The sequence below is a fragment of the Oryzophilus luti genome (assembly GCF_059726245.1).
On the sequence record NZ_AP040874.1, the window covers coordinates 2,978,506 to 2,999,213 of the forward strand.

The 20,708-nt window shown below is 58.6% G+C and carries 8 protein-coding genes and 1 pseudogene; 4 read left to right on the forward strand and 5 right to left on the reverse strand.

All coding sequences use genetic code 11. The annotated features are described in order from the left end of the window. Window positions 1-12: 12 nt before the first annotated feature. Together AC6IZO_RS12630 and AC6IZO_RS12635 are read right to left on the reverse strand one after the other, a co-directional pair. Window positions 13-426 (reverse strand): annotated as a pseudogene (locus tag AC6IZO_RS12630) (PAS domain-containing protein); the annotation flags it as partial. A 105-nt stretch (window positions 427-531) separates the two neighbouring features. Beyond that, a complete protein-coding gene (locus AC6IZO_RS12635) occupies window positions 532-1,503 on the reverse strand; it encodes a hypothetical protein (protein WP_497805158.1) in 972 nt (323 codons plus the stop codon). A 281-nt stretch (window positions 1,504-1,784) separates the two neighbouring features. Between AC6IZO_RS12635 and AC6IZO_RS12640 the strand changes: the two genes are divergently transcribed. Further along, a complete protein-coding gene (locus AC6IZO_RS12640; protein ID WP_497805159.1) occupies window positions 1,785-2,309 on the forward strand; it encodes an outer membrane beta-barrel protein in 525 nt (174 codons plus the stop codon). A gap of 756 nt (window positions 2,310-3,065) precedes the next feature. Continuing rightward, window positions 3,066-3,272: an integrase core domain-containing protein gene (locus AC6IZO_RS12645; RefSeq protein WP_497805160.1), complete on the forward strand. Its 207-nt coding sequence runs from the start codon at window positions 3,066-3,068 to the stop codon at window positions 3,270-3,272. A gap of 988 nt (window positions 3,273-4,260) precedes the next feature. Here the strand turns inward: AC6IZO_RS12645 and AC6IZO_RS12650 are convergent. Then, complete coding sequence (locus AC6IZO_RS12650; protein ID WP_497805161.1) at window positions 4,261-9,510, reverse strand: chitobiase/beta-hexosaminidase C-terminal domain-containing protein; 5,250 nt, start codon at window positions 9,508-9,510, stop codon at window positions 4,261-4,263. Between the two features lie 854 nt (window positions 9,511-10,364). Here AC6IZO_RS12650 and AC6IZO_RS12655 point away from each other — a divergent pair. Beyond that, window positions 10,365-10,544 (forward strand): hypothetical protein, encoded by a 180-nt coding sequence (locus AC6IZO_RS12655; protein WP_497810000.1) that lies wholly within the window; start codon window positions 10,365-10,367, stop codon window positions 10,542-10,544. Then, a complete protein-coding gene (locus AC6IZO_RS12660) occupies window positions 10,499-10,813 on the forward strand; it encodes a tyrosine-type recombinase/integrase (protein ID WP_497805162.1) in 315 nt (104 codons plus the stop codon). Before AC6IZO_RS12655 ends, AC6IZO_RS12660 begins: the two co-directional genes overlap by 46 nt. A 634-nt stretch (window positions 10,814-11,447) precedes the next feature. Here the strand turns inward: AC6IZO_RS12660 and AC6IZO_RS12665 are convergent. Both AC6IZO_RS12665 and AC6IZO_RS12670 read right to left on the reverse strand, forming a co-directional pair. Further along, window positions 11,448-14,804: an SdrD B-like domain-containing protein gene (locus tag AC6IZO_RS12665; RefSeq protein ID WP_497805163.1), complete on the reverse strand. Its 3,357-nt coding sequence runs from the start codon at window positions 14,802-14,804 to the stop codon at window positions 11,448-11,450. Beyond that, window positions 14,801-20,677 (reverse strand): hypothetical protein, encoded by a 5,877-nt coding sequence (locus AC6IZO_RS12670; protein ID WP_497805164.1) that lies wholly within the window; start codon window positions 20,675-20,677, stop codon window positions 14,801-14,803. Before AC6IZO_RS12670 ends, AC6IZO_RS12665 begins: the two co-directional genes overlap by 4 nt. Window positions 20,678-20,708: the final 31 nt, after the last annotated feature.

The following is a 20,708-nucleotide window of genomic DNA, read 5'->3' on the forward strand; positions in this document are numbered from 1 at the left end:
TCCGCTCTTTGCGTCCACGCTCTTCAGCGGCTTTGCGGAGACACGAATCCATGCACCTTCCGGATGCGCTGGGTTTTTGATGTAGATCAATTCATCGCGGACCGGCTCGCCACGCAACGCACGGGCCAGCGGCAATCGCTCCGGCGGAAATGGTGTCGTCTTGTCCGGCAGGTAGCATCCGTAAACATCCGGCCACTGGTCCAGCGCGACCTGCGTCCGCCCCACTCCGAGAATCTGTTCCGCCTCATGGTTGAACAAGACAAACCTTCCCTGCACATCCGCGACAATGATTCCGACTGGCAGATCGGAGATCACCGGCGCGAGCGGATCAAGCAGCATCTGTTCCGTGAACCCGGTTTCAAGTACGGAACAACTATCTTCATTCAATGAAGGAGTAGTGCGGTCTTTCTGCGTACCAACATCCATATGGCCCTCACCTGCGGCCTCGCAGAATTTATGATTTCCGATGGGTACAACCTAGATGGGGAAACTTCGGAGTGTCAGTATATACACTCTTTGCAGATTTCCAACTCAAAACGACGAAGCCTCTAGGTGCTGTATAGAAAGTGCCCAGCGCAAGCATTCCAAATGCGGAACACAAAATAATTCTGCATACAAACATGGCCCAGTCGGTTTCACACTGCACTGGGGCGGCAAATGCAGCGCACTCGAGGGCGATGAATCATTGCGATCTTCTCGAGCATCCTTCACCAGTGCCTTGCGCGTTGAGTTCAACAAATTCGAGAGCACGGTGCGCGGAATCTTCTTCACCAACGGATTGACCAGCCACGCGAAGATTGCAGGAATGCTGCGGCTCAGGCCCACCGACTCAATCTGCAAGTACACGCCGCCATCTTTCTCTTCCACGCGCCAATACGTGTTCAGACGCCAGAGAAAACCGGAGTCGTTCTCCAGTGGCAACTCATGTTCGCCGGGCGTGTCCGCATTTTCAACTTCCGCAATGCGCCGCGAGCGCATCTCGCTCATCACGCGCGAGGCCCCGTTCAGCGTGTAGTGAATGTCAAAGTCTGCGTTGAGAATCACGGTCACCAGCGACTTCTGGTACAGCTGAAAATGGACCTTAAAATCATCTCCCGTGCGTTCGCGCAACTCCGAGCGGCGGATATCAGGCTTGTAGAGCTTCGCGTAGTTGCCGTAGTCCTGCAGAAGCGGCAGCACCTGTGCGAGCGTTACGCCGGGAATATAAATGATGCCTACCCAGTGATGAAGAAGTCCGCCCGGAACGGAGATGGAATGCCCATCCTCTCTGGTGCGCTGCTGCTCAATGTAGAGCCGGTATTGGCGGAGCTTCGCGTAGGCCTCGTTGCGCTTCTCTTCCGCCAGACGGTCCACGGCAAGGAAGTGGCCATCGCGCAGATCCTCCGCCTGTTGTGCTTCCGTCACGCGCACGTAGCGGTCAAACGCAGCGGCGGTTGCCGGCTTCAGTTCGGCCGCACAGACCGGCACCGCCAGTGCTCCGGCTGCGAGCCATGCCAGCAGCAAGCTTGTGCTTCCGCGCTGACGCCACGCAATTGGCATCCCGGCACCTCGCGAGGCCCTAAGAATAGCGCGAACCGCCTGCCATGCGCTTGGAAACGCGTGTCAAGCATTTGCTTCGACTGGGGACAAACGCGAGTCCAATATGGGCCGCTAAGAACGCGGCCTTGCGTGCTATACTCCCGCGCCGGGCCCGGCTCTGTTCCGGCCCTTGGGCCCCGGAGATGCGGAAAGGAATAGGCGGGCCTGTTTCCCCTCGGTCCCAAACTTCCTTATGGAGATCAAGTATGCGAAAAGTATTGGTGCTTCTTGTCGCGCTGCTTGCCTGCTCCGCTTTCCTAGTGGCGCAGGATAAGGCAGAGGTCTTCGGAGGTTACTCCTATGTCCGCCTCAACGTCAGTGGCGCTGACGGCATTAACCTGAATGGTTGGGACGCGCAGTTTACGGGATACGTGACCAAGAACTTCGGCATCACGGGCGAGATCAGTGGCAGCTATAAGAGCGAATCCGGCGCAACGCTGAAGGATCACGCCTTCCTGTTTGGCCCCACGGTCCGCGCGCGCAACGGCCGGGTCAGTCCGTTCGCCCACGCGTTGTTCGGCTTGAGCCACGCCTCCGTGGACGCCAGCGCGTTCGGGCTCGGCTCCGGTTCCGATGACGCCTTTGCAACCGCCCTCGGCGGCGGCATCGACGTCAATGCCGGCAAGCGGGTGTCAATCCGCGTCGCACAGCTCGACTACTTTATGACACGTCACGGTGGCGAGAATCAGAACAACTTCCGGTATTGCGTCGGAGTGGTCTTCAAGTTCTAGTCACTCGGGCTTCCGTGTCAGCCCCGTGTTAGGCTCCCGCGGCAACGCCCATGTCTGTCCTCCCCGGACGGACATGGGTACCTCTGCTTACAGGCCCGCATCCCGGCGACTCTTGATACAACGATCCAAGCGCCAGCCTCGCGGCCTCCGCACAGTGAGTTACAAGAAAATGTGGAGAAGAGAAGGAAAGAATGGTCGGCCTTAGCAGACGATTTTAGAACTCTCCTGCGGGCTGGAGAACCAGCAGCATAGCCGTTCACCTCCCCCGGACAACAAACAGAACGTTGTCCGGGCCGACCGACTATTTAGAACCCTTTTCCCAGAGAAAACCTATACACAAACCAGACTATTTCTACAGCCAATATGCCACCACCGGCTATTCGCACCGACAATTTTTCATAGTCCTCTACCGCCACTCTCGTCTTTGCCCGGATAAGGGAATAGTACGAATTGGTGAGGCTCGGCATTACATGAGGATAAAAGGCCATCAAAAAAGCAGCTGCGCCTATTAGAACCAACAAGGAAGCCCTAAACGCGTGTTCCATCAGCCCCCCCCCAGAATCAAGATCAAAGACAAATAGAATAGGAAACTCTCAGGTTTATACTCGCAGTCCCCATACTGTTACCTGCAGCGAAACCGCTGGAATTATGTGAAGTCTGGACTCCGACCGCCCCGGCAGGTGGCATACCCTTTCGGTCTATACTCATCGTTCGCAGCTCTTGGGGTCCGCTATCCGCCACCCAAAACTTTCATTCATGAAAGGGTGCACCTCCCGCCTTCGGGCCGAGTGTCTCGATGCCCACTGGTTCGGGACGCTGGCCGAAACAAAGCAGCTCATCGAGGGATGGCGACCTGAGGACACTGGGAACCGTCCTCACCGATCTCTCGGGGAGAGGACACCCTACGACTTCATCAGGGAGGTTGCGGCTAGCCGTGATCTCCCTGATGTAGCAACCTGCTGAAGACTAGCCCTGAGCCTGTAGCAGAAGACGGAGACCGATCACCCTCCCATCGGGTCACAGTCTCAATATGCCAGAAGCTGGAGGCTGGCAGGGCTTGAGCTTGGGAGGAGCAAGGTGCATTGTCCAGAACACGACCATGAACATCACCGGGAGCCAAGTCAAGACAATCACAAGAACAAGGTTGACGCCTCTCGCCCCAAACAACAAGCCGATGAATCCAGCGATAGCAAGCGAAGCCAGAATCTGAAGGCGCGAGTATGAGGGCGATACAAAGAGATATCGCTCGCAGATCGGGCACTGAAAGGGCGAATCGATGCTAATAAATCGCCTTTCAACTTCTGATCCGCATATCGGGCATCTTGGCAACTGAGGCGTCATCACCTGCGTGATCTCCAGAGAGCTCTTAATCGTTGTCTTGTTACCAGTCATAAATTCGCTCCCCTGCTGACACCACACCCCTCTGGCGGGTGGAGCCCCCTTTCGGCAGTACACATCGTTCATCGTTCTTCGGGTGCCCCATCCTTCTCGCGAAGCGAGAGGGACGGGGTGTTGACCTCACGAACACGAAATACTAAACCCATCCGTTCTCTTCGCCTCGCCGTCCACTCCGATTCGCTCTCAACTACTTCATCAGTCTCTCTCGCATAGTATCGAAGGCGGGCGGGAAACGTTCAAGACCTCTGTTCGCTTGAGCAGGGCGGTGCTTCTTGCGGCCCGGAGTCGCTCCCTTCGCACACCATGCCTGCCTCTGCGGCATCCTCACAGCGTAGTGCAACAGCAATTCCAACGCGAATGAATTGTGGATGATGGAAAACGAAGAGAACATCCGAAGAGGAAATGATCGGCCATAGAGAACGATTTTAGAACCTATGTGAGCGCTATTAGCGAGTTGACCAAGCACGCGCAAGTAAGTTCGGTACACCAAATAGCTGGGGCTGGATGACCTCATCCAGCCCCGAAACCTCACGTCTATCAAGTGTGAAAATCGTCACATCTTAACGGTAAACAATGCCGAGGCAACGGCGCTTGTGCCATAGCTTCCGCCCACTGCTATCGCGTGGATGGTCATCGACTGCGAAACCGTGATCGGCCCGCTATACACACTCGAGCTGGTCGTCGGCATCGAGCCGTCCGTCGTGTAGTAGATCGTCACGCCAGGCGTCGTATCCGCGATCTTCACAGCGGTTGGCGAGGTGAACGTGCCGAAACCCGGTGTGATCGATGGTGTGGCAGCCACCACGGTAAACAATGCCGAGGCAACGGCGCTTGTGCGGTAGCTTCCGCCCACTGCTATCGCGTGGATGGTCATCGACTGCGAAACCGTGATCGGCCCGCTGTACACACTCGAGCTGGTCATCGGCATCGAGCCGTCCGTCGTGTAGTAGATCGTCACGCCAGGCGTCGTATCCGTGATCTTCACAGCGGTTGGCGAGGTGAACGTGCCGAACCCCGGTGTGATCGATGGTGTGGCAGCCACCACGGTAAACAATGCCGAGGCAACGGCGCTTGTGCGGTAGCTTCCGCCCACTGCTATCGCGTGGATGGTCATCGACTGCGAAACCGTGATCGGCCCGCTATACACACTCGAGCTGGTCGTCGGCATCGAGCCGTCCGTCGTGTAGTAGATCGTCACGCCAGGCGTCGTATCCGCGATCTTCACAGCGGTTGGCGAGGTGAACGTGCCGAAACCCGGTGTGATCGATGGTGTGGCAGCCACCACGGTAAACAATGCCGAGGCCACGGCGCTTGTGCCATAGCTTCCGCCCACTGCTATCGCGTGGATGGTCATCGACTGCGAAACCGTGATCGGCCCGCTGTACACACTCGAGCTGGTCGTCGGCATCGAGCCGTCCGTCGTGTAGTAGATCGTCACGCCAGGCGTCGTATCCGTGATCTTCACAGAGGTTGGCGAGGTGAACGTGCCGAAACCCGGTGTGATCGATGGTGTGGCAGCCACAGTCGATGGCGTTACCGTGAGGCTTACCGATGCACTCGCGGTCGTGTAGTCCGTGATGTTATCGGCCGTAAAAATGACGTTCAGTGTTTGCACGCCCGTTTGTAGCACCGAGCCCGCTGCAGGCGAGTACGTAAAGCTTCCTGCCAAATTTCCAGCGGATGCATTCAACTGCGCAGCACTAAGGGCCGTGCCATATGCAATTGCAGCCGGGGTCGCCCATGTGAGCGCTGGAGTCGCCCTGTTCACCTGCAGCTGAACAGTGCTCGCGACCGTACTGTAGTTCGCCGTGTCAGCGGGGACGAATGTCACCTTAAGTGTCTGCAGACCACCGTGCAGCACCGTTCCAAGCGGCGGCTCATAGTTCAGCGTGCCAGTAGCCCCGGTTGCATTGGCGTTCAGTTGCGTTCCGCTTAGCGCGGTTCCATAGGTGATCGCCGAAGGTGTTGCCCATGCGATAGCAGGTGCCAGCTTGGTGATGGTGAAACTCGCAGAGCCGCTACTGGCTGCGTGGTTCTCGTCGCCGGCGAATGTCGCCGATGCCGTTGCCGTTCCAGCATTGAGATTGTTCGTATACGTTACGTCAACCGCTTGATTCAGGTTCGTGCCACTTACCACGGCCGTGCAAGGCTTGATCTCTGCACCGCTGTACGGCACGCTTTCCGGGCAAATCACCGTCACGGTCGTGCTGCCCTCATTCACGACTTGGGTAAGGGGACCAGACGTGGCCGAAAGATATTTTGTATCACCGGCGTAGCTTGCGAGCAGGTTATGGCTGCCTGCTGCCAGTGTTGCCGTGATGTTGCACTGGCCCGCAGACAAGGTGCAGGTTCCAACGAGTTCGCCGGAATCCGTAATCGTCGCGACTCCCGTTGGGGTGACAGCACCCGGAGGAATGACAGTTATGGAGAATGTCAGCTGCTGCCCAATTACTGAAGGATTCTGAGAGGAAACCAAATGAATCGTCGCGGACAGTTTCGGCGCCAGAACGCCGGTATTCCGAACGTCGTGCAGCAGATACGGCCAGTCGTTCGCATCGGCATTGAAGCGTGCTCCGGTGTTGATCAGCGTCACGACCCCGGGGATGAGTCCTCCAGGTCCGGTGACTTCATACGCGACGGCGATGTCAGTCGTCCCGTTCTGATCGAAGTCGCCGATCGCAGGCTGCGGATAAGCATACGCGTCATAACCGTTCATTCCCGTCAACTGCCATGAGCGGGAGATAGTACCGTCACTTCGGAGGGCCAGCAGTTTCGGGTTGTAGCTTCCAAAGCAGTCGTTACGGGTAGTGACGATTTCCGCGCGACCGTCACCGTCCACATCTCCGATGACAACCGAGCCGTAGCCAAGGATGGACGTGCGGAGTGGCCATGCACTCGAAAACAAAGTGCCATTCGGCCTGAAGAGGTACATCTCAGTTTCGTGGGAAAAGACGATCTCCTCTTGACCATCGCGGTCCAGGTCTCCGACAGCGAGAAACGCCTGGCTGTACTGGTTTGAAGCAACAAACTGATAGGGCCAGCCGGGACGTTCGGAGCCATCCGCTTGAAACACATGAACTGTGACCTGCGTGCCGGAGTAGGAAACCAGGATGGTCTCGAGTTTGCCGTTATGGTCCAGGTCCGCTGCGATCATCGCAAAGGGAATTCCGGTAAGCACGGGGACGCTCCATGTTTGGGGCGTGCCATCGCTGGCGAATATACGCAGCGTGTACGTCGTCGAACTGAGTCCCTCTTGGGCGACAATCTCTTTCTGTCCGTCGCCTCGGAAATCACCGACCAACAGCCGGACGTGGTTGTACCAACTTGAGAGCGAATTGTTGTCGGCGAGGTGGATCGGGAACTTCGAGGCAAATAGAGTTCCATCAGGCTGCCAGGCGTAAAGGTCAGCGGTGTGGTTGGCGTAGTTGTTGCCGATGGCAACTGTTTGGAGACGGGAATCTCCGCCGAGGTTCTCAACAACGAGCGGATGTTTCATCAGATCGATCGTTGCAAACGGAGTGAATTCCGTAGGCGCGTTGGTCTGATCGAAGATGCGCACGACTCCGAAGTCGACGACCACGAGGTCCTGTCCGCTCCCTTCGGTGAGTTGTGCGGCCGATGGCTGGTGAAAGCTGCCATAGCTCGGAAGAGGTGTCTTCTGTGCTGTGCCGTCAAGGTTCAACATCCAGAGGGCGCCCGGAACGGCACCGACGTTTGGACTGGCCAACGCGAATCGAATGGTGCCGTCGGGATTGGATACAGGAATCACGCCAGCATTGAAGTATGGCCCCTGATCGAGCCACACTGGCCAGTTTGTCGAGACCAGATCCGGTTCCAGATAGACAAGCGTAGATGTGCTCGTCGTATATGTCCCGGTGGCGGTTAGCCGAATAGTGTAGTAACCCGCTTGCGTGATCGAGGACGTGTCCCACGTCCCCAATTGAGTGTTCGTCAGGGGCGAAAGCCCTCCGCCGGCAAGCATGATGCCCGTCGTTTGCCAGCCGGAAGTTGGGCTTGCTCCTGCCGCCCATTGCAACTGGAAGTTTCTGAAACCTGCTGCGACCGCGGTTCCGATCACAGAAATAACCTTGCCGGGCTTGAATGTAGTTGCAGACGTTGTATAAGGCGAAGGTACCGGTGCAAGTATGGTGAGGGTGTTCACCGAGATCTGCGTTTGGTCAGCGAACCCGAACCCGCTCGCGTTGAACACGGTCAGCCGAACCGTGTAAACGCCATTTGCGACCAAACTGGGGTCGAATTGCCCCAACAGACCGGCAACAGGCGCCACCCCAGTCTGGAAAAGTGACCAGGATGTTGGCTGCGTGCCCGAACCGTATTCCAAGGTGTAGCGCACGAACCCTGCGCCACGCGCTACGCCGGAAATCCCAATCGGGTCCAGCGGGTTACTTCCGTATTGCAGTGATTGGATCCTCGCTTCCAGCGGACCGCTAATGGTCAATGAGGCGGCCGAGTTTACCAGGCCGTACCCGTAGGTAAGATCGAATCCGCTGGTCCCGAGATCGGTAGCGGAAGAACGAAGCACTGCCCTGACCTGCTCATTCGTGTAGGCGGGATGTCCTGACAACACAAGCGCTGCCACGCCTGAGACGTGAGGAGTTGCCATGCTGGTGCCGCTCGCGCGCGTGTAGTCGGTACCGACAGGCGTGCCCATCGAGGTGCCATTCGCGCGCAAAGAGAGAATATCTACGCCCGGCGCAGCGACGTCGATTTTCGGGCCGGAGTTGGAAAATACCGCCAAGCTCCCTGATGGCGTAGTGGCTGCCACGGTGATCACCTGCGCCAAGTTCGCCGGGGTAAAGTTGCGGGCATCTACTCCATCGTTCCCTGCCGCCGCAACAATCACCACGCCCAGGTTGTACGCGTATGAGATTGAATCGGCGATCGTCTGTGACGAGCCTTGCGCACCCCAGGAAATGCTGATGATGTCCGCCCCATTGTCAGCCGCGTACACGATCGCTTTGGCGAGATCGGTGTCATAGCCGGAGCCAGTGCTGTTCAGTCCTTTGAGCGGCATGATCTTCGTCTGCCACGCGACGCCGATCACCCCGATCCCATTGTCGCCGCATCCCGCTATCGTTCCAGCGACGTGCGTCCCGTGCCCATGGTCATCAATAACCTCGTTCGTGTTGCTGACAAAATTCCAGCCGCGAACGTCATCGATATATCCATTGCCGTCGTCATCCACGCCATTGCCAGCGGCCTCGGCTGAGTTTGTCCAGATGTTGCAGGCAATGTCAGGATGGTTGTAATCGATGCCTGTATCGACCACGGCCACGACTATGCCGCTGCCAGTGGATGTCTGCCAAGCGGTTGGCGCTGCGACTGCCTTGATGCCCCAGAGGTCGTCGTAAGTCTGTCCCCAACTGCCGCTGCTGTTCAAGTAAGGGTCATTCGGACTGATATTGGTACGATAGACCTTCTCTGGTTCGGCGTACTCGACGTTCGTATCTGCTCGCAATGCGCTGATCAGACTATCCATCGTTGCTGTCTGGTCCACGTTCAGAACATATGTGCGCGACAGGTCGGGCGGAAGAAATGCTCCGGTAGCACGGCGTGCCCGGGCCGCAAATCGGCTGCGCACCTCTTGCGCAAGCGAAGCGGCGGAAACCAGCTTACGCCGTTTGGCGTTCACAATACCGCGATGCAACGGCGCAACAGCACTCACCGCATAACGTCCCATAAAACTGCTTATGCTCGGATTGGCGGCCATCTCCGCGGTCAACACGTCGCTTGACGGCAGCGATTGCTCCAGCTGCGACGCAAACGTGCTGCGAAATTTCACGATGACTCTGTGACCAGAGCCGCCGTCAGACGCCAAATCTGGACTGACTTGTTTAGATTGAGCGCGGGCAAGGAAACAGCTAGAAACTAGGAATAGTACAACCAGCATCCAACGGACAGCCCCGGTTCGAATCATTGGACTTACAAACTCCCTTCCTATGTAGCGCAGCGTGATGGTCTTTAGGGGGAACAGAAAACTATAACAACCAGCAGCTTACCTGACTGGTGACTAGCGTCACACAGTGGCGGTTACCACAGTCCCGGCTAATGCCAGGCGCAATTATGCACGAACCAGCCGAGCAAGCCCCGCGCATCCATGACATATTTTCGGGCACGGTAGATCAGCTCGAGTATCCGAATAGAATGTGCGTATGTTTGACGGCGGCTCGTATCTTGATACGGCATGGATCGTCGCAAAATGGGTCGCGTTCGGCGACAAAAGCAATATCCAACTACTCAACGAACCTTGATTAGTGCTTTAAAAGACTCAACTCACTACAACCCACCCCGACGATTTCGACGCTTGGTTACGTCTCGCAAGCGGGTGGAGACTGGACTTCGATGCAACGGTTTGTGAGGGGAAAATCAGTAAGCATCCAAATTTCGCTAGAGGATACTTGTGTGATGTAGTGTAGTGCCCCCACTCAAACTGGACAGAGTTGATTGTTAGGATCAGTACCTCCCCCGAGGAGGCACGGATGCCGAAGGCACAGAGAAGTCTGGAAGAGAAGTATTAGATCGTGATGGAAGGACGGAAGTCCGGCAACGTGGCCGAGACCGGCTGCACGCACAAGATCTCTTCCACGCTGTATAACCGCTGGAAAGACGAGGTGGAGAAAGGCGCCATGGCTGCACTTGGGGGGGAAGAGCGCAGCCGCGCGGCCAGACGAAGAGCAGGCGCGGCGCAAGAAGGAGTGGAGCCAGATCGTGGCCGAGCGGCACAACCAGCTCTCGCAGGCTGACATGTTGAAGGTCTGGTGGAGGCGTCCGTGGGTTCGCCACTCAGCCGACGCAATCTTCTCAACCGGCAACTGAAACCGGTTTGCGAAAAGCTCGGCTTGAAGGGCGTCAACTGGCACTGGTTCCGGCACGCAAACGCTACGCTGCAAAGTTCGGTGGGAACGCCTCTCGGAACGATTCAGCAGACCCTCGGACACGCATCTTCGGAAATCACGCGCGATGTTTATCTGCACGCGGTTCCGGAGGACGCGCGCAAGGCGGCCCGCTCGGTGGAAGCGCTTATTGGACCCAAAAGGACCCAAGTTTCTGAGTTTGGAAAATTGATAACGTCTGTAATTCAGTGATTCTGTGGGAATTAATGGTCGGGGAGAGAGAGGATTTGAACCTCCGCCCCCCTGCGCCCGAACCGCATTCAGCCATTTCTGCTAAGCCTCCTGGATTCAGCAGTTTTTATCGCTTTGATTCGGCGCAAGTTGTGTTGAAGCAAGTTGAACCCTGTTGAGACATGTTGGCCTTCAGTGCTTTATCCAACACAATTCTATCTACATTGATCACGCAATGCCTTGAGCCCCTTCTGCCGATTTTCTCACCCTGCGTGCATCCGCATCACGTCTAACTGACATACTATGATGAGCAATCGTCTCATCGATGGCCGCCGGGTTAGATCGTCTGCGCTCGCTGCGGCAGTCTAACCCGGCGGCCGTTGAGGCCAGAGAGGGGGATGATGCTTCAACCATCTCCCCACCGGTGCAGTCGGCCCTCCGCCGCCAACACTGTCGCCTCGCACACTCCGCGAACACTGTACTCCCTCATCCAGGAGTCCAACAGACGATCCCATCTCCACATCGCTTCTCCCATGAACGTTTAGCCATGCACGCTCTCGCTCGCCAGGCCAAACGTTACAGGAACAAACAATCCGACCTCCAACATGACTCCTTTGGAGGTCGCGATGAGAACTGAAGTGAAAAACAACAGTCTCTACTGGATGCGTACGGTAAAGGTGACTTGTCCGGCCGCGCTGGAGCCGAGAGCGCCTGTCAGTGTCCACTGAATGGCGCCTGTTCCTCCGGAGGATGGCTGTGTTGATACCGTGCAGGCCGTGATGCCCGAAGGAAGACTGCCGCAGGATGCACTCACAAACGTGGTGTAGGACGGGGTGCTGTCATTCACCACGATGTTTGAAACCGTGCCACTGGTCACGTTGCTGTACGTGATGGTGTAGACCAGCGTATCACCGGACTTTGCCGCGCTCTTATCCACCGCCTTCGTCAGCCGCAGTCCGGAGTTCGTAGAACTGGAAACCGTGGTGGTATCCGTGCGCGTGTAGCTGGCGCTCAAGGCGGGGCTAGCGTTTGTATAGGTAAACTGCGCCTTCACCGTAACGGCGTTGACTGCGTCATACCCAGCGGAAGCGGAGATCATCTCCTTCACGAGGATGCAAACCGTGCCGCCAGAGTTGACCGTAACTGAGCCGGTCAACAAAGTGTCCGCACCTGTCAGCGTCCCGCTGCAATCCGTGTCCCGGTAGATTAACTCGGTAAATGACGCCGCCGTGCCGGAAGACGCGGAGGTCGAAAATGTCACCTGCCCGCCAGTGAAAGCCGTAAACGTGTGTGGATATAAGACCGTGCTGCCAGGTGTTCCGCTCAGGGCGTTATCGGCCACAAAGGTATTGACCGGGACTTGCCCGAAGCGCAAGCCGGTGTAACTCGTGGTGGAGACATAGGTGAACACGATGGACGTGCTCGAACGGCTGTAGGTTCCGCTGCTGGTGCCAACATCTCCACCCGTTGCCACGTATCCGGCTGGCACGGTCTCCGCAATCGTTACAGAACCAGCCGTGCTTGGAATCCAGAGGACGAAGGCTCCGTTGGCATCGCTGGATGCCGAATCGTACGTCGTCGAAGATCCGTTGGTCGCAACAACTGCAACCGAAGGCAGTCCTGCCTCTGAGCCATTCAGCTTTCCGTCGTTGGCTGTGCCACTACCGGCACCGTTGTCGACAAACACGGTGCCTGCAACCTTGCTTCCGGCAAAGAGCCCAAAATTCTGGTTGACCAGGCTGCTGCTTCCCACGGTCACGCTGAGTGAGCCCGCGGAAGGAGAAGTTGCAATCCATCCGGTCGGAATTGAGGCCGTGGTGGATGAAGCTGAGTTGGTGACCACCACGGTGTAGCTACCCGCGACGACGGCTCCGAACGTATATGTGCCGGTACCGGCCGCCACTTGCACCGACTGCTTCACCGTGGTCCCTGAGATAAGGTTCACGTAAACGCTTGTGCCGCTCGTCCAGCTTTCGCCGGAGTCCAGCGATCCGTTGTGATTCGTGTCGGCAAACACATAGCCGCTGATGGAGGTGGCGGACGTGACCGTCACATCTTCTGCCGTGCTCGAACTGGAATTGTAGGTCGCAGTTGTGGTGCCGGCTGCGGTGGTGCGCGCGGGGTCCAGGTAAGTGGCTACGGCGCTGTTCTGATACGTCGCCGCCGGCACAAGGGAACCCACGTTCACGGTAAACGTGACCGTTACCTGGCCACCGGCGGGGATCGTGGCCACACCCCAGGTTGGGGTCGTGTCGCCCACACTGGGGTTTGTTGTGGAAGTGCGCGTGGCATTGCCGCTTACGGCGTAACTGCCCGTTGAAGCATACGTAAAACCCGGCGTCACCGGCTGCGGCAGTGGATCCGAAATGCTCACCTTCTGCGCGGTGGCCACTCCCGAAGCATTCTTCACCGTGATCGTGTACGTCGCCGTAGCACCCTGCAACACACTTGCCGTTGAAGTGGACTTCGTGACTGTCAGGACCGGTACGCAGGCCGAACCTGACGACGCTCCTGGCAGGCTGGCAGATGTCGCAGAGCTGGAAACGCCACTGCTTCCGTCGGCAGACCCATACTGCAACTGGCTGGTAGTTGACGTTCCGTGTGCTCCGGCGCTGACTGAAACCGTGGCGCCGCCCGATTGATATACAACACCGCCACCGCCGCCACCGCCCGGCCCGTGCTCATTGATATTGTTGGAACCCGCTGCATAGTCTGGCCACGTATTGCCGCCATCGCCGCCGTTGGCGTTGATGGTCAGCCCGGACAGCGTACCGCTCTTGACCGTTACGATGACACTGCCACCCGCGCCGCCACCACCCGCGCCGTCCTGGTCAATATCAAGCGCGGTTGCACCGTTGGCGTTGATGGTGCCCGCCCCCGAAACACTGCCGGCACGTACGATCACGATGCCACCGCCCGCAGCGCCGCTGGTCAGGTAGCCGGTGGAGTTGTTGGCCGTGCCCGAACCACCGCCGCCACCCATTACAATCTTGGTGGCCGAGCCGGTGAATTTTGCGCCGCCCTTGCCGCCGTAGGCATAGCCCGAACTCCACGTGTTGCCGCCGACTCCGCCAGCGCCGCCGTTGCCGCCGCCGCCGCCACCGCTGTTCTCAGAATTGCCGGCAGGATCGCCGTCATTACCGCCACCGCCTGCATTGCCAGGCGCACCGCGCATGAAACTGCCGCTCGGGTAACCTTCTGCGCCGGTGTTGAGTACTGAGGTCGAGGTGGAGTCAAAAACATAACGGGGTGTGCCAGCAATGCCCTCGCCTTTCGAGCCACCCCATCCAACCGTCGAAACATCGCGATAGTCCGTGGCTGAGCCCGTGCTGCCTCCGCCCTGGTTCAGTCCACCGCCACCACGAAACCCTGTTCCGCTGACGTCGATGGTACCGCCATTCAGGTTCAGCACGCCCGCAACATCCAGTACGACGATGCCACCACTGGTTCCGTCCCAAGGTGCGGCGCGCACTGCTCCCAACGTTACGCTGGAATACTGCGGAACACGAACCACCTGGAAACGCTTCTGTCCCTGTGTGCTCGTGGCTGCCGCGGAATAATAGGTATTCGTCAGGGACGCCGCAAGCGTTAGTGTTCCCCCCGAGATCGGGACAGCGCTGGCGGCAACTGCGAATTCATAGTTTCCGACCGTGCCACCCGTATATCCGGAGCCACCATTGCTGCTGCTTCCACTCCCATAGGAAGTGGAGTTGTTGCGATTGATCGTCGCATCCTGTATCTGCACAATCAGGACGAGATCACCCACGGCAATGGGGGTGCTGGCCCCGCTCGCGGAGGCCGCGCCGAGCGCGATCGATGTACCGCTCGAGGTTTGCGAAGTGCTTGCCGGCGGATAGTAAGTATTCACAATTCCGCTGGCACTCACCGGACCATCATTGCCAGGAATACCACACGTCTGCGCGAATACGCGCGGAGTAGCCAGCGCGGCCACAAACACACAGGCCAGCACAACCGCCGAGAGACTCCCGCCGAGTTTGAGCCCCTTGATCAATCCGTGGTCCTGTTCCTCTTGAAGGATCGTTCGTCAAACTTGTAGCGGAAGCGAATAAACGCTCCGCGATTGGTTTCCTTGTCACTCGCCAGGTCGGCATCGGAGAATCCGAAAACGTTATATCCAACCGACAGCCAGAGGTTCCTGGCAATCATCCGGCCAATCTCCGGTCCGAATCCGTACTGGCGCGAGGCAAAGCCTCGGCTGAACCCGATCGTCGCGTCAAACCCGAGATCCCAGTTGCGCGCCACATCGTAGGTCACGCGCCCGCTCAACAAATTGTCGTTGGCGTTGCTCCTGATGCCATCCGAGTTGTCCACCGTCAAACGCGTGGCATAGCGGGTTGTCAGCACCCAGGGTCCCGCCGGCTGGTAGTTGAGGTTCGCCGCGAACAGCGACACCGTGTTGCGCGTGGAGAGCGTGGCCGTCGCCGTCGTCTGGGACTTGAGTTCCACCATGGCCAGCGCATTAAAGGTGCTGGTGGAACTGTCGCGATACGCGAAACCAAACTGCAAGCGCTGTTGGTTGCTGTCGTTCTTCGTGCTGTTGTTGGAACTGGAATAATTCAGCAGGCTGCGTCCGAGGAACGTCCACGTCTGGGTCAAACGCACTGAAGCGCCCAGCGTATTCATGAAGCTGCGCGTCGATGAGGAGGTGCGCCACTCCACGCGTCCCGTCCCCTTCCACAAGGAACTGGCCGTGTACTCCCCTGAAGCCGTGAGCGCAAGATTGTCCGTGGTGTTGGAGCCGCTCAGCACCTTCACGCTTTCAATGCCGGTGTTCACCTTCAGGCCGGGCCGCAGAGACCACACGTTGCGCAGACCGATGGCGGCTTCCGTATCACGGCTGGAGAATGAATCGTTGCCGCGGTACTCGCTGAACACATGCGCTGACTTCAGGTAGTTCGTGTCGATGCCAAACACGGTCACCGCCTGCTGCTGCTGCGAATTCAGGGAATAGGTGCTGCCCAGCGACGAGATCAGGTTGTGACGCATATACAACTTGCCGCGCTGGAACAACTGATACGTGGCGCCGACGGAGATGTTGTGTTTTTCCGTGGTCTCCACGTCCTGCTCCACCTCGGTGTAGATGCGCAGCTTCTGCAGGTACGGGGCCGTCAGCGTGAAGCGCGAGCGCAGGGTGGTGACGGTGGTTCCCGCCGCAGCGTCGGTCGAGGTGCCGGTGGTGGTGGTGCTGGTCTGCACATGCTTCACGCCCACCTCAAACAGCGCTCCTCCCGCCAGCGTGTGCTCAAGGCTGGCCTGCGCTCCCACCTGCGTTCCGCCGGTCGTGGTGCCCTCGGTGCGAATGGCGTCGATAATGAAGCGGTTCTTCGGCGTGAACTTCCAATCCAGCTTCATGCCGCCCTCACCGCGTCCGCTGTTGAGCAGCGCACTCGTATTCGAGAAGTTGACCGTAGTGCGTCCGAAGTACGTACGCATTTTCATCGTCGACGTTTCGCGCTGCACCTCGAAGTGGTAGCCAGTGCCGTCACCGACGGAGTCCTTGCTGGTGGTGGCGAATTCGGCGGTGGCCGTGGTTCCCCGCGCCACCTTCACCGTGGAGTTCACGCCCATCAGCCGGAACTCATCCGATGGGTTCAAATCCGCCACGTACATGGCGCCGACCTTGACGCGGTTGTTCACCTTGACGCTGCCGTCAATACCGCTCAACCAGAACTTCGCGCCTCCCTGGTCGACTTCGTAAGTCACCCGAATCGACACCGGGTTCAGGTTTGAATCCAGGCTGCTGACCGGCGCCTTGAAGATGATTTCGCCCGTCGTGTTATCGAACTCGTAGTCCGAGAAGCGCGAAGCCTGCGTGGAGGAAAGCACCAGCGCGGGCTGATTGCGGTCGCGTACCAGGATTTCAACCGTTTCGCTGTTCACCACGCCATTTGCGTGCTTGAGCATGTACGGGCCGGACGTGCCGTTTGCCGCGATCTCTTCGACAAACTGCGTGCGCGTGTCATAGCTCGCGAAGGTCGTCACCGAGAAATGATCGTTCTGATAATGGTCCTTGGTGCCGGTGGCCGAGCGCGTGTAGATCGAGAGGTACCGGGAAGGATCATTCTCCTGCGTGGTGAAGTCGCCGAACAGCGCATAGTTGCGTCCACGGTCAATGCGGAAGTACATGCGGCTCGTTGATTGTGCATCATAGCCGCGCACCGAGGAATCGCCATAAACCGGGTAGTAATCATCCGGCTGTATGTCGCGGAACAGGCGCTCGTTCTGGTTCTTGTCGGAGTCGTAGGCGAATGTCACCAGATACTTCTGCCACACGGTGCCTTTCAAGGAGAGCGCCGTATGAGACTGAAGGTTGGTGCTTCCGCTCGCGTTTGAGAGCGAGAAGTTGCTCAACGACTGCTCAAACGAACTGGCCGAGCTCGATGCTGAAGCACCGCTCAGCCTGCGGAAATTCACCGTCTCGTCCACCACGCCGAGCGCGATGATCGGCCGTAGCGCGGGCACAAAGTCCACCGTCGCATCGCTCTGCACGGTTCCGGCGCTCACGCGGATTTTGGCGGCCACCGGCTCCGTGGGCGGACGCAGCGCAAATTCCGCGCTGCCGCCTTCCACAAACACCTGCACGCCCGGCTCTTTCGGATTGATGTCCTTCACCTGCCATTCGCCGTCCGTGGTTTCCAGCGTCACTTCGGTCGGAACCATCACGGGCACATGGTCCGCGTCGAACAGGCGAACCAGAACCTTCGCCGGCGTTTTGCCGTCGGCAACCGCTTCCTTGGGCGGCTCAATCACCACGTTGTAGAGCTGCTTCGGAACCGTCACCTTGATTTCCGAACGTCCACGCTCGTTGCCGAACTGATCGAACTGCATCACCAGCAGCATGTTCACGCCAGGTTTCAGTGCAACGCCCACAAACTCCCAGGCTTCAATTCCCCGCTCGGCGTCGGAGACCTTCTTGCCCACGCGCTTGTCGCTGACTTCCTCCCCATTCACCTGCAACTTGAAGAGCGAGTCCTTTTTGCCTTTCACGCGCACATCCGTCTGCGCGTAAGGAATCACCTGCCCGTAGTGCAGGTTCACGAACTCCAGCATCTTGTCCGCGCCGCGTATCTGCTCTTCCAGGGGAATCATTGGAACGGCCGGCTTGGCGGAGGCACTGCTGTCCGGCGCCGCATTCGCACCCTGCGGCATCGTCTGTCTCGTGGTGTCGCCGCTGGCCGAAGGTGATTGCCCGGCGTTTGCCTGGCCCGGGTTTGCCTGGTTCCCGTTTGATTGGCCAAGAATTCCAGACGCGTTGGCGGCCTTTGCCTCCGTGGTTCCCTTATGCGTTGAGTCGTAATTGAAGGTCATGCCGAGCACGGCATCATCGTTATGGTTGCTGCTGTACTCAGGCAGTTTGCGACGCTTCTCAACATCTTTCAGCAGCTCGTCGGAACAGCTCGTGGCGAAGTCCGCCTTGAACATTTCTCCCGATCTCAAATCGGCGAAGACACTCTCGGCATCCCCCGCATTGCGATTGGAAAGCACCTCCGCATGGAAGCCCTCGGGGAACGTCGTGCGATCGAGCTTGACGATGTGCGTGTGAGCAGTCACGCCATAAAGGCTGTACTTGCCCTCGCCGTCGGTGATGGCGTAGGTCTGGTCCTCCAGCACCACGCGAACACCGGGCACGCCCTTCTCTCCCGGGTCCTGGCGGTGGTTGCCGTTGCAGTCCATGTAGACCTTGCCGAAGATGAACCCCTCCTGATGGAAGGCGCCGCCCTGCACGCTCACGATAGCCGAGGCTACGTTGGACTTGGTGATTCCATCGGTGGCAAAAGCCGAGTTCGCATTGTTGCCAATGCGCGCCGCCTGGCTGATGTGCACACGGTAGGTCACCGTGACCGAAGCGCCCGCGGCAACGCTGTCGAGCGCAAACTGCAATTTCGGACCACGCCCACCCTGCGGATCTGAAGCCTTAGTGCCGTTGACGCGCGTGGTGCCCGGTTCATACGTGAAGCCGTGGGGCAACGTGTCGGTGAGGGTGATGGCCGCCGTGGCGACGGTCGACGTGTTCTTCAGCGTCACCGTGTAATCGATGAAGTCGCCAATCTCCGCCGTGCTCTTGCTCGCCGTCTTTTCGATCATCATCGTCCCCTGCGTGGAGCGGTCCACGGGCAGGTCGATCTGGATGGACGATTCGCCGGAGATCACAAAGCTGCGCTCATAGGAGCCGTTCGGATCGATATTGTGTCCGGCTGGCAGTTGCGAAGTGGGCAGCACCGAAGGGAACGTATACCCGACCGGAACGCTGACCACCAGCTTATAAGTGCTGGCGGCCACCAGCGGGAAGGTAAACCGTCCGTCGGATGAAGTGGTCACGGTGCTGGGCGCGACGGTCACACCATCGGGAGCAAGAACCGTTGCGGCTTCTCCCGGATGCCCGCCGTTTCCCTGCCCTGTCACGTCGATCAGCGTCACATTGGCGCTGGCCACCGCCGAATTGGTGCGGCTGTCAAAAACAACGCCACCCGGATCAACCAGCATGGTTGCCTGCACGGTGGCATTGCCACAGCCTTGCAGAGTGGCCGTGAGCGTGTCACCGCGCATCGTTTCGATGATTCCGTTGCCGCTGATGACCTGGTTTGTGTTGGCGTCGCGTGTGGGAACACTGGGCAGCACCCGGAAGATGCCGGTGTTCGCGCCGGTTTCCGTCGCCGTGAATGTCTCATTGTCCGAGCTCAAGCGCGAGGTGATGATAATCGGATGCGTCTCCGCCACCCCGGAATTCAGGTTGCACTGTGCGGCCGTGGCCTGCACATAGAGAGGCGAGCCCACCAGCGTAACCGCCGTCGTGTGTCCAAACGTTGAATCGCCGAAGAACGCAATGGACGGAGGCACACTGGGCAGCGTTACGTTGACCTGGTTGGAGGCAACATGCAGGCTGGTTGTGCCGCTCGTGGCATCGATCGCCGCGACGTTGGTCACGCTGCCGCTGGCGTCGGCCGCCACGGTGACTTTGAAGGCGGCGGTGACCGTCTGGCCGATGTCCAGCTTCGAGAAGCTGAACGCAACGCCGTCAACCGTGGTCTTGTCCGCCGGCTGCGTCGTTACATACTGCGATGCCGGATCGCCCGCGCGATGGTAGAGCGCTGTGCCGCTTCCGCTTGAGACCACAGAGGCAAACACCGTGTTGGGCGGAATCGCATCGCTCAGTACTACCAGCGACTGCGTTGAGCCATCGACGGTGACCACGGTGCCCGAGGCGCTGGCGCTGCCGTTGTTCCCCGCCGAAAGCGTGAACGTAATGTCCGAGCCCGGCGTCGAAGTGCTGACATTGGTGCTTTTGACTACCTGCAAAGAAGCGAGCCCGGCCTGCACCTGAATCGTATCCAGATCTGACGCCTGTGCGGTCTGGTCAGCGGAGACGGCTGAAAGCTTCACCTGAACGGAGGAACCGTTCGGTGAGTCTCCGCTCACCACACCGTAGACGATCAGATTGGTGGATTCGCCCGGCTGCAACGTGATCGTGAACGTTCCGTTCACCACGGGCTCACCGGGATCGACCACGCCGTTCTTGTTGGAATCCCAATAGCCGGTAAGAACCTGCAGACTTGCCGTGCCTCCCGCAACCGCCGCCAGTGAAACGGAATATTGCGTTACGGCGTTGCCGCTATTGGTGAGGACGTGCAGAAGCTGGAAGGATGAGCCCGGGGCGCGAACCAACTGGTTATCCGAAGTCAGTTGCACCGACTCCAGAAGGTCAATCTGCGCCATGACGATGTTCGAATTCAGCTGCGAAATGATGCCGGTGTTGCTGTCCCGGAAAGTTGCGAAGGCCTCGTTGGTGAGAACCGTGCCAACTGCCGGGGGAGTGCTGGCCCACGCACAAATGGAAAAGAGCACCATCAGAACGATGGTGGACATCAGCCATTTTATGCGCGTGTCTCTCACTGCC

Coding starts and splice junctions, on each gene's coding strand:
- AC6IZO_RS12640 (WP_497805159.1), top strand. CDS start 1,785: ATGCGAAAAGTATTGGTGCTTCTTGTCGCGCTGCTTGCCTGCTCCGCT.
- AC6IZO_RS12645 (WP_497805160.1), top strand. CDS start 3,066: ATGAAAGGGTGCACCTCCCGCCTTCGGGCCGAGTGTCTCGATGCCCAC.
- AC6IZO_RS12670 (WP_497805164.1), bottom strand. CDS start 20,677: ATGTCCACCATCGTTCTGATGGTGCTCTTTTCCATTTGTGCGTGGGCC.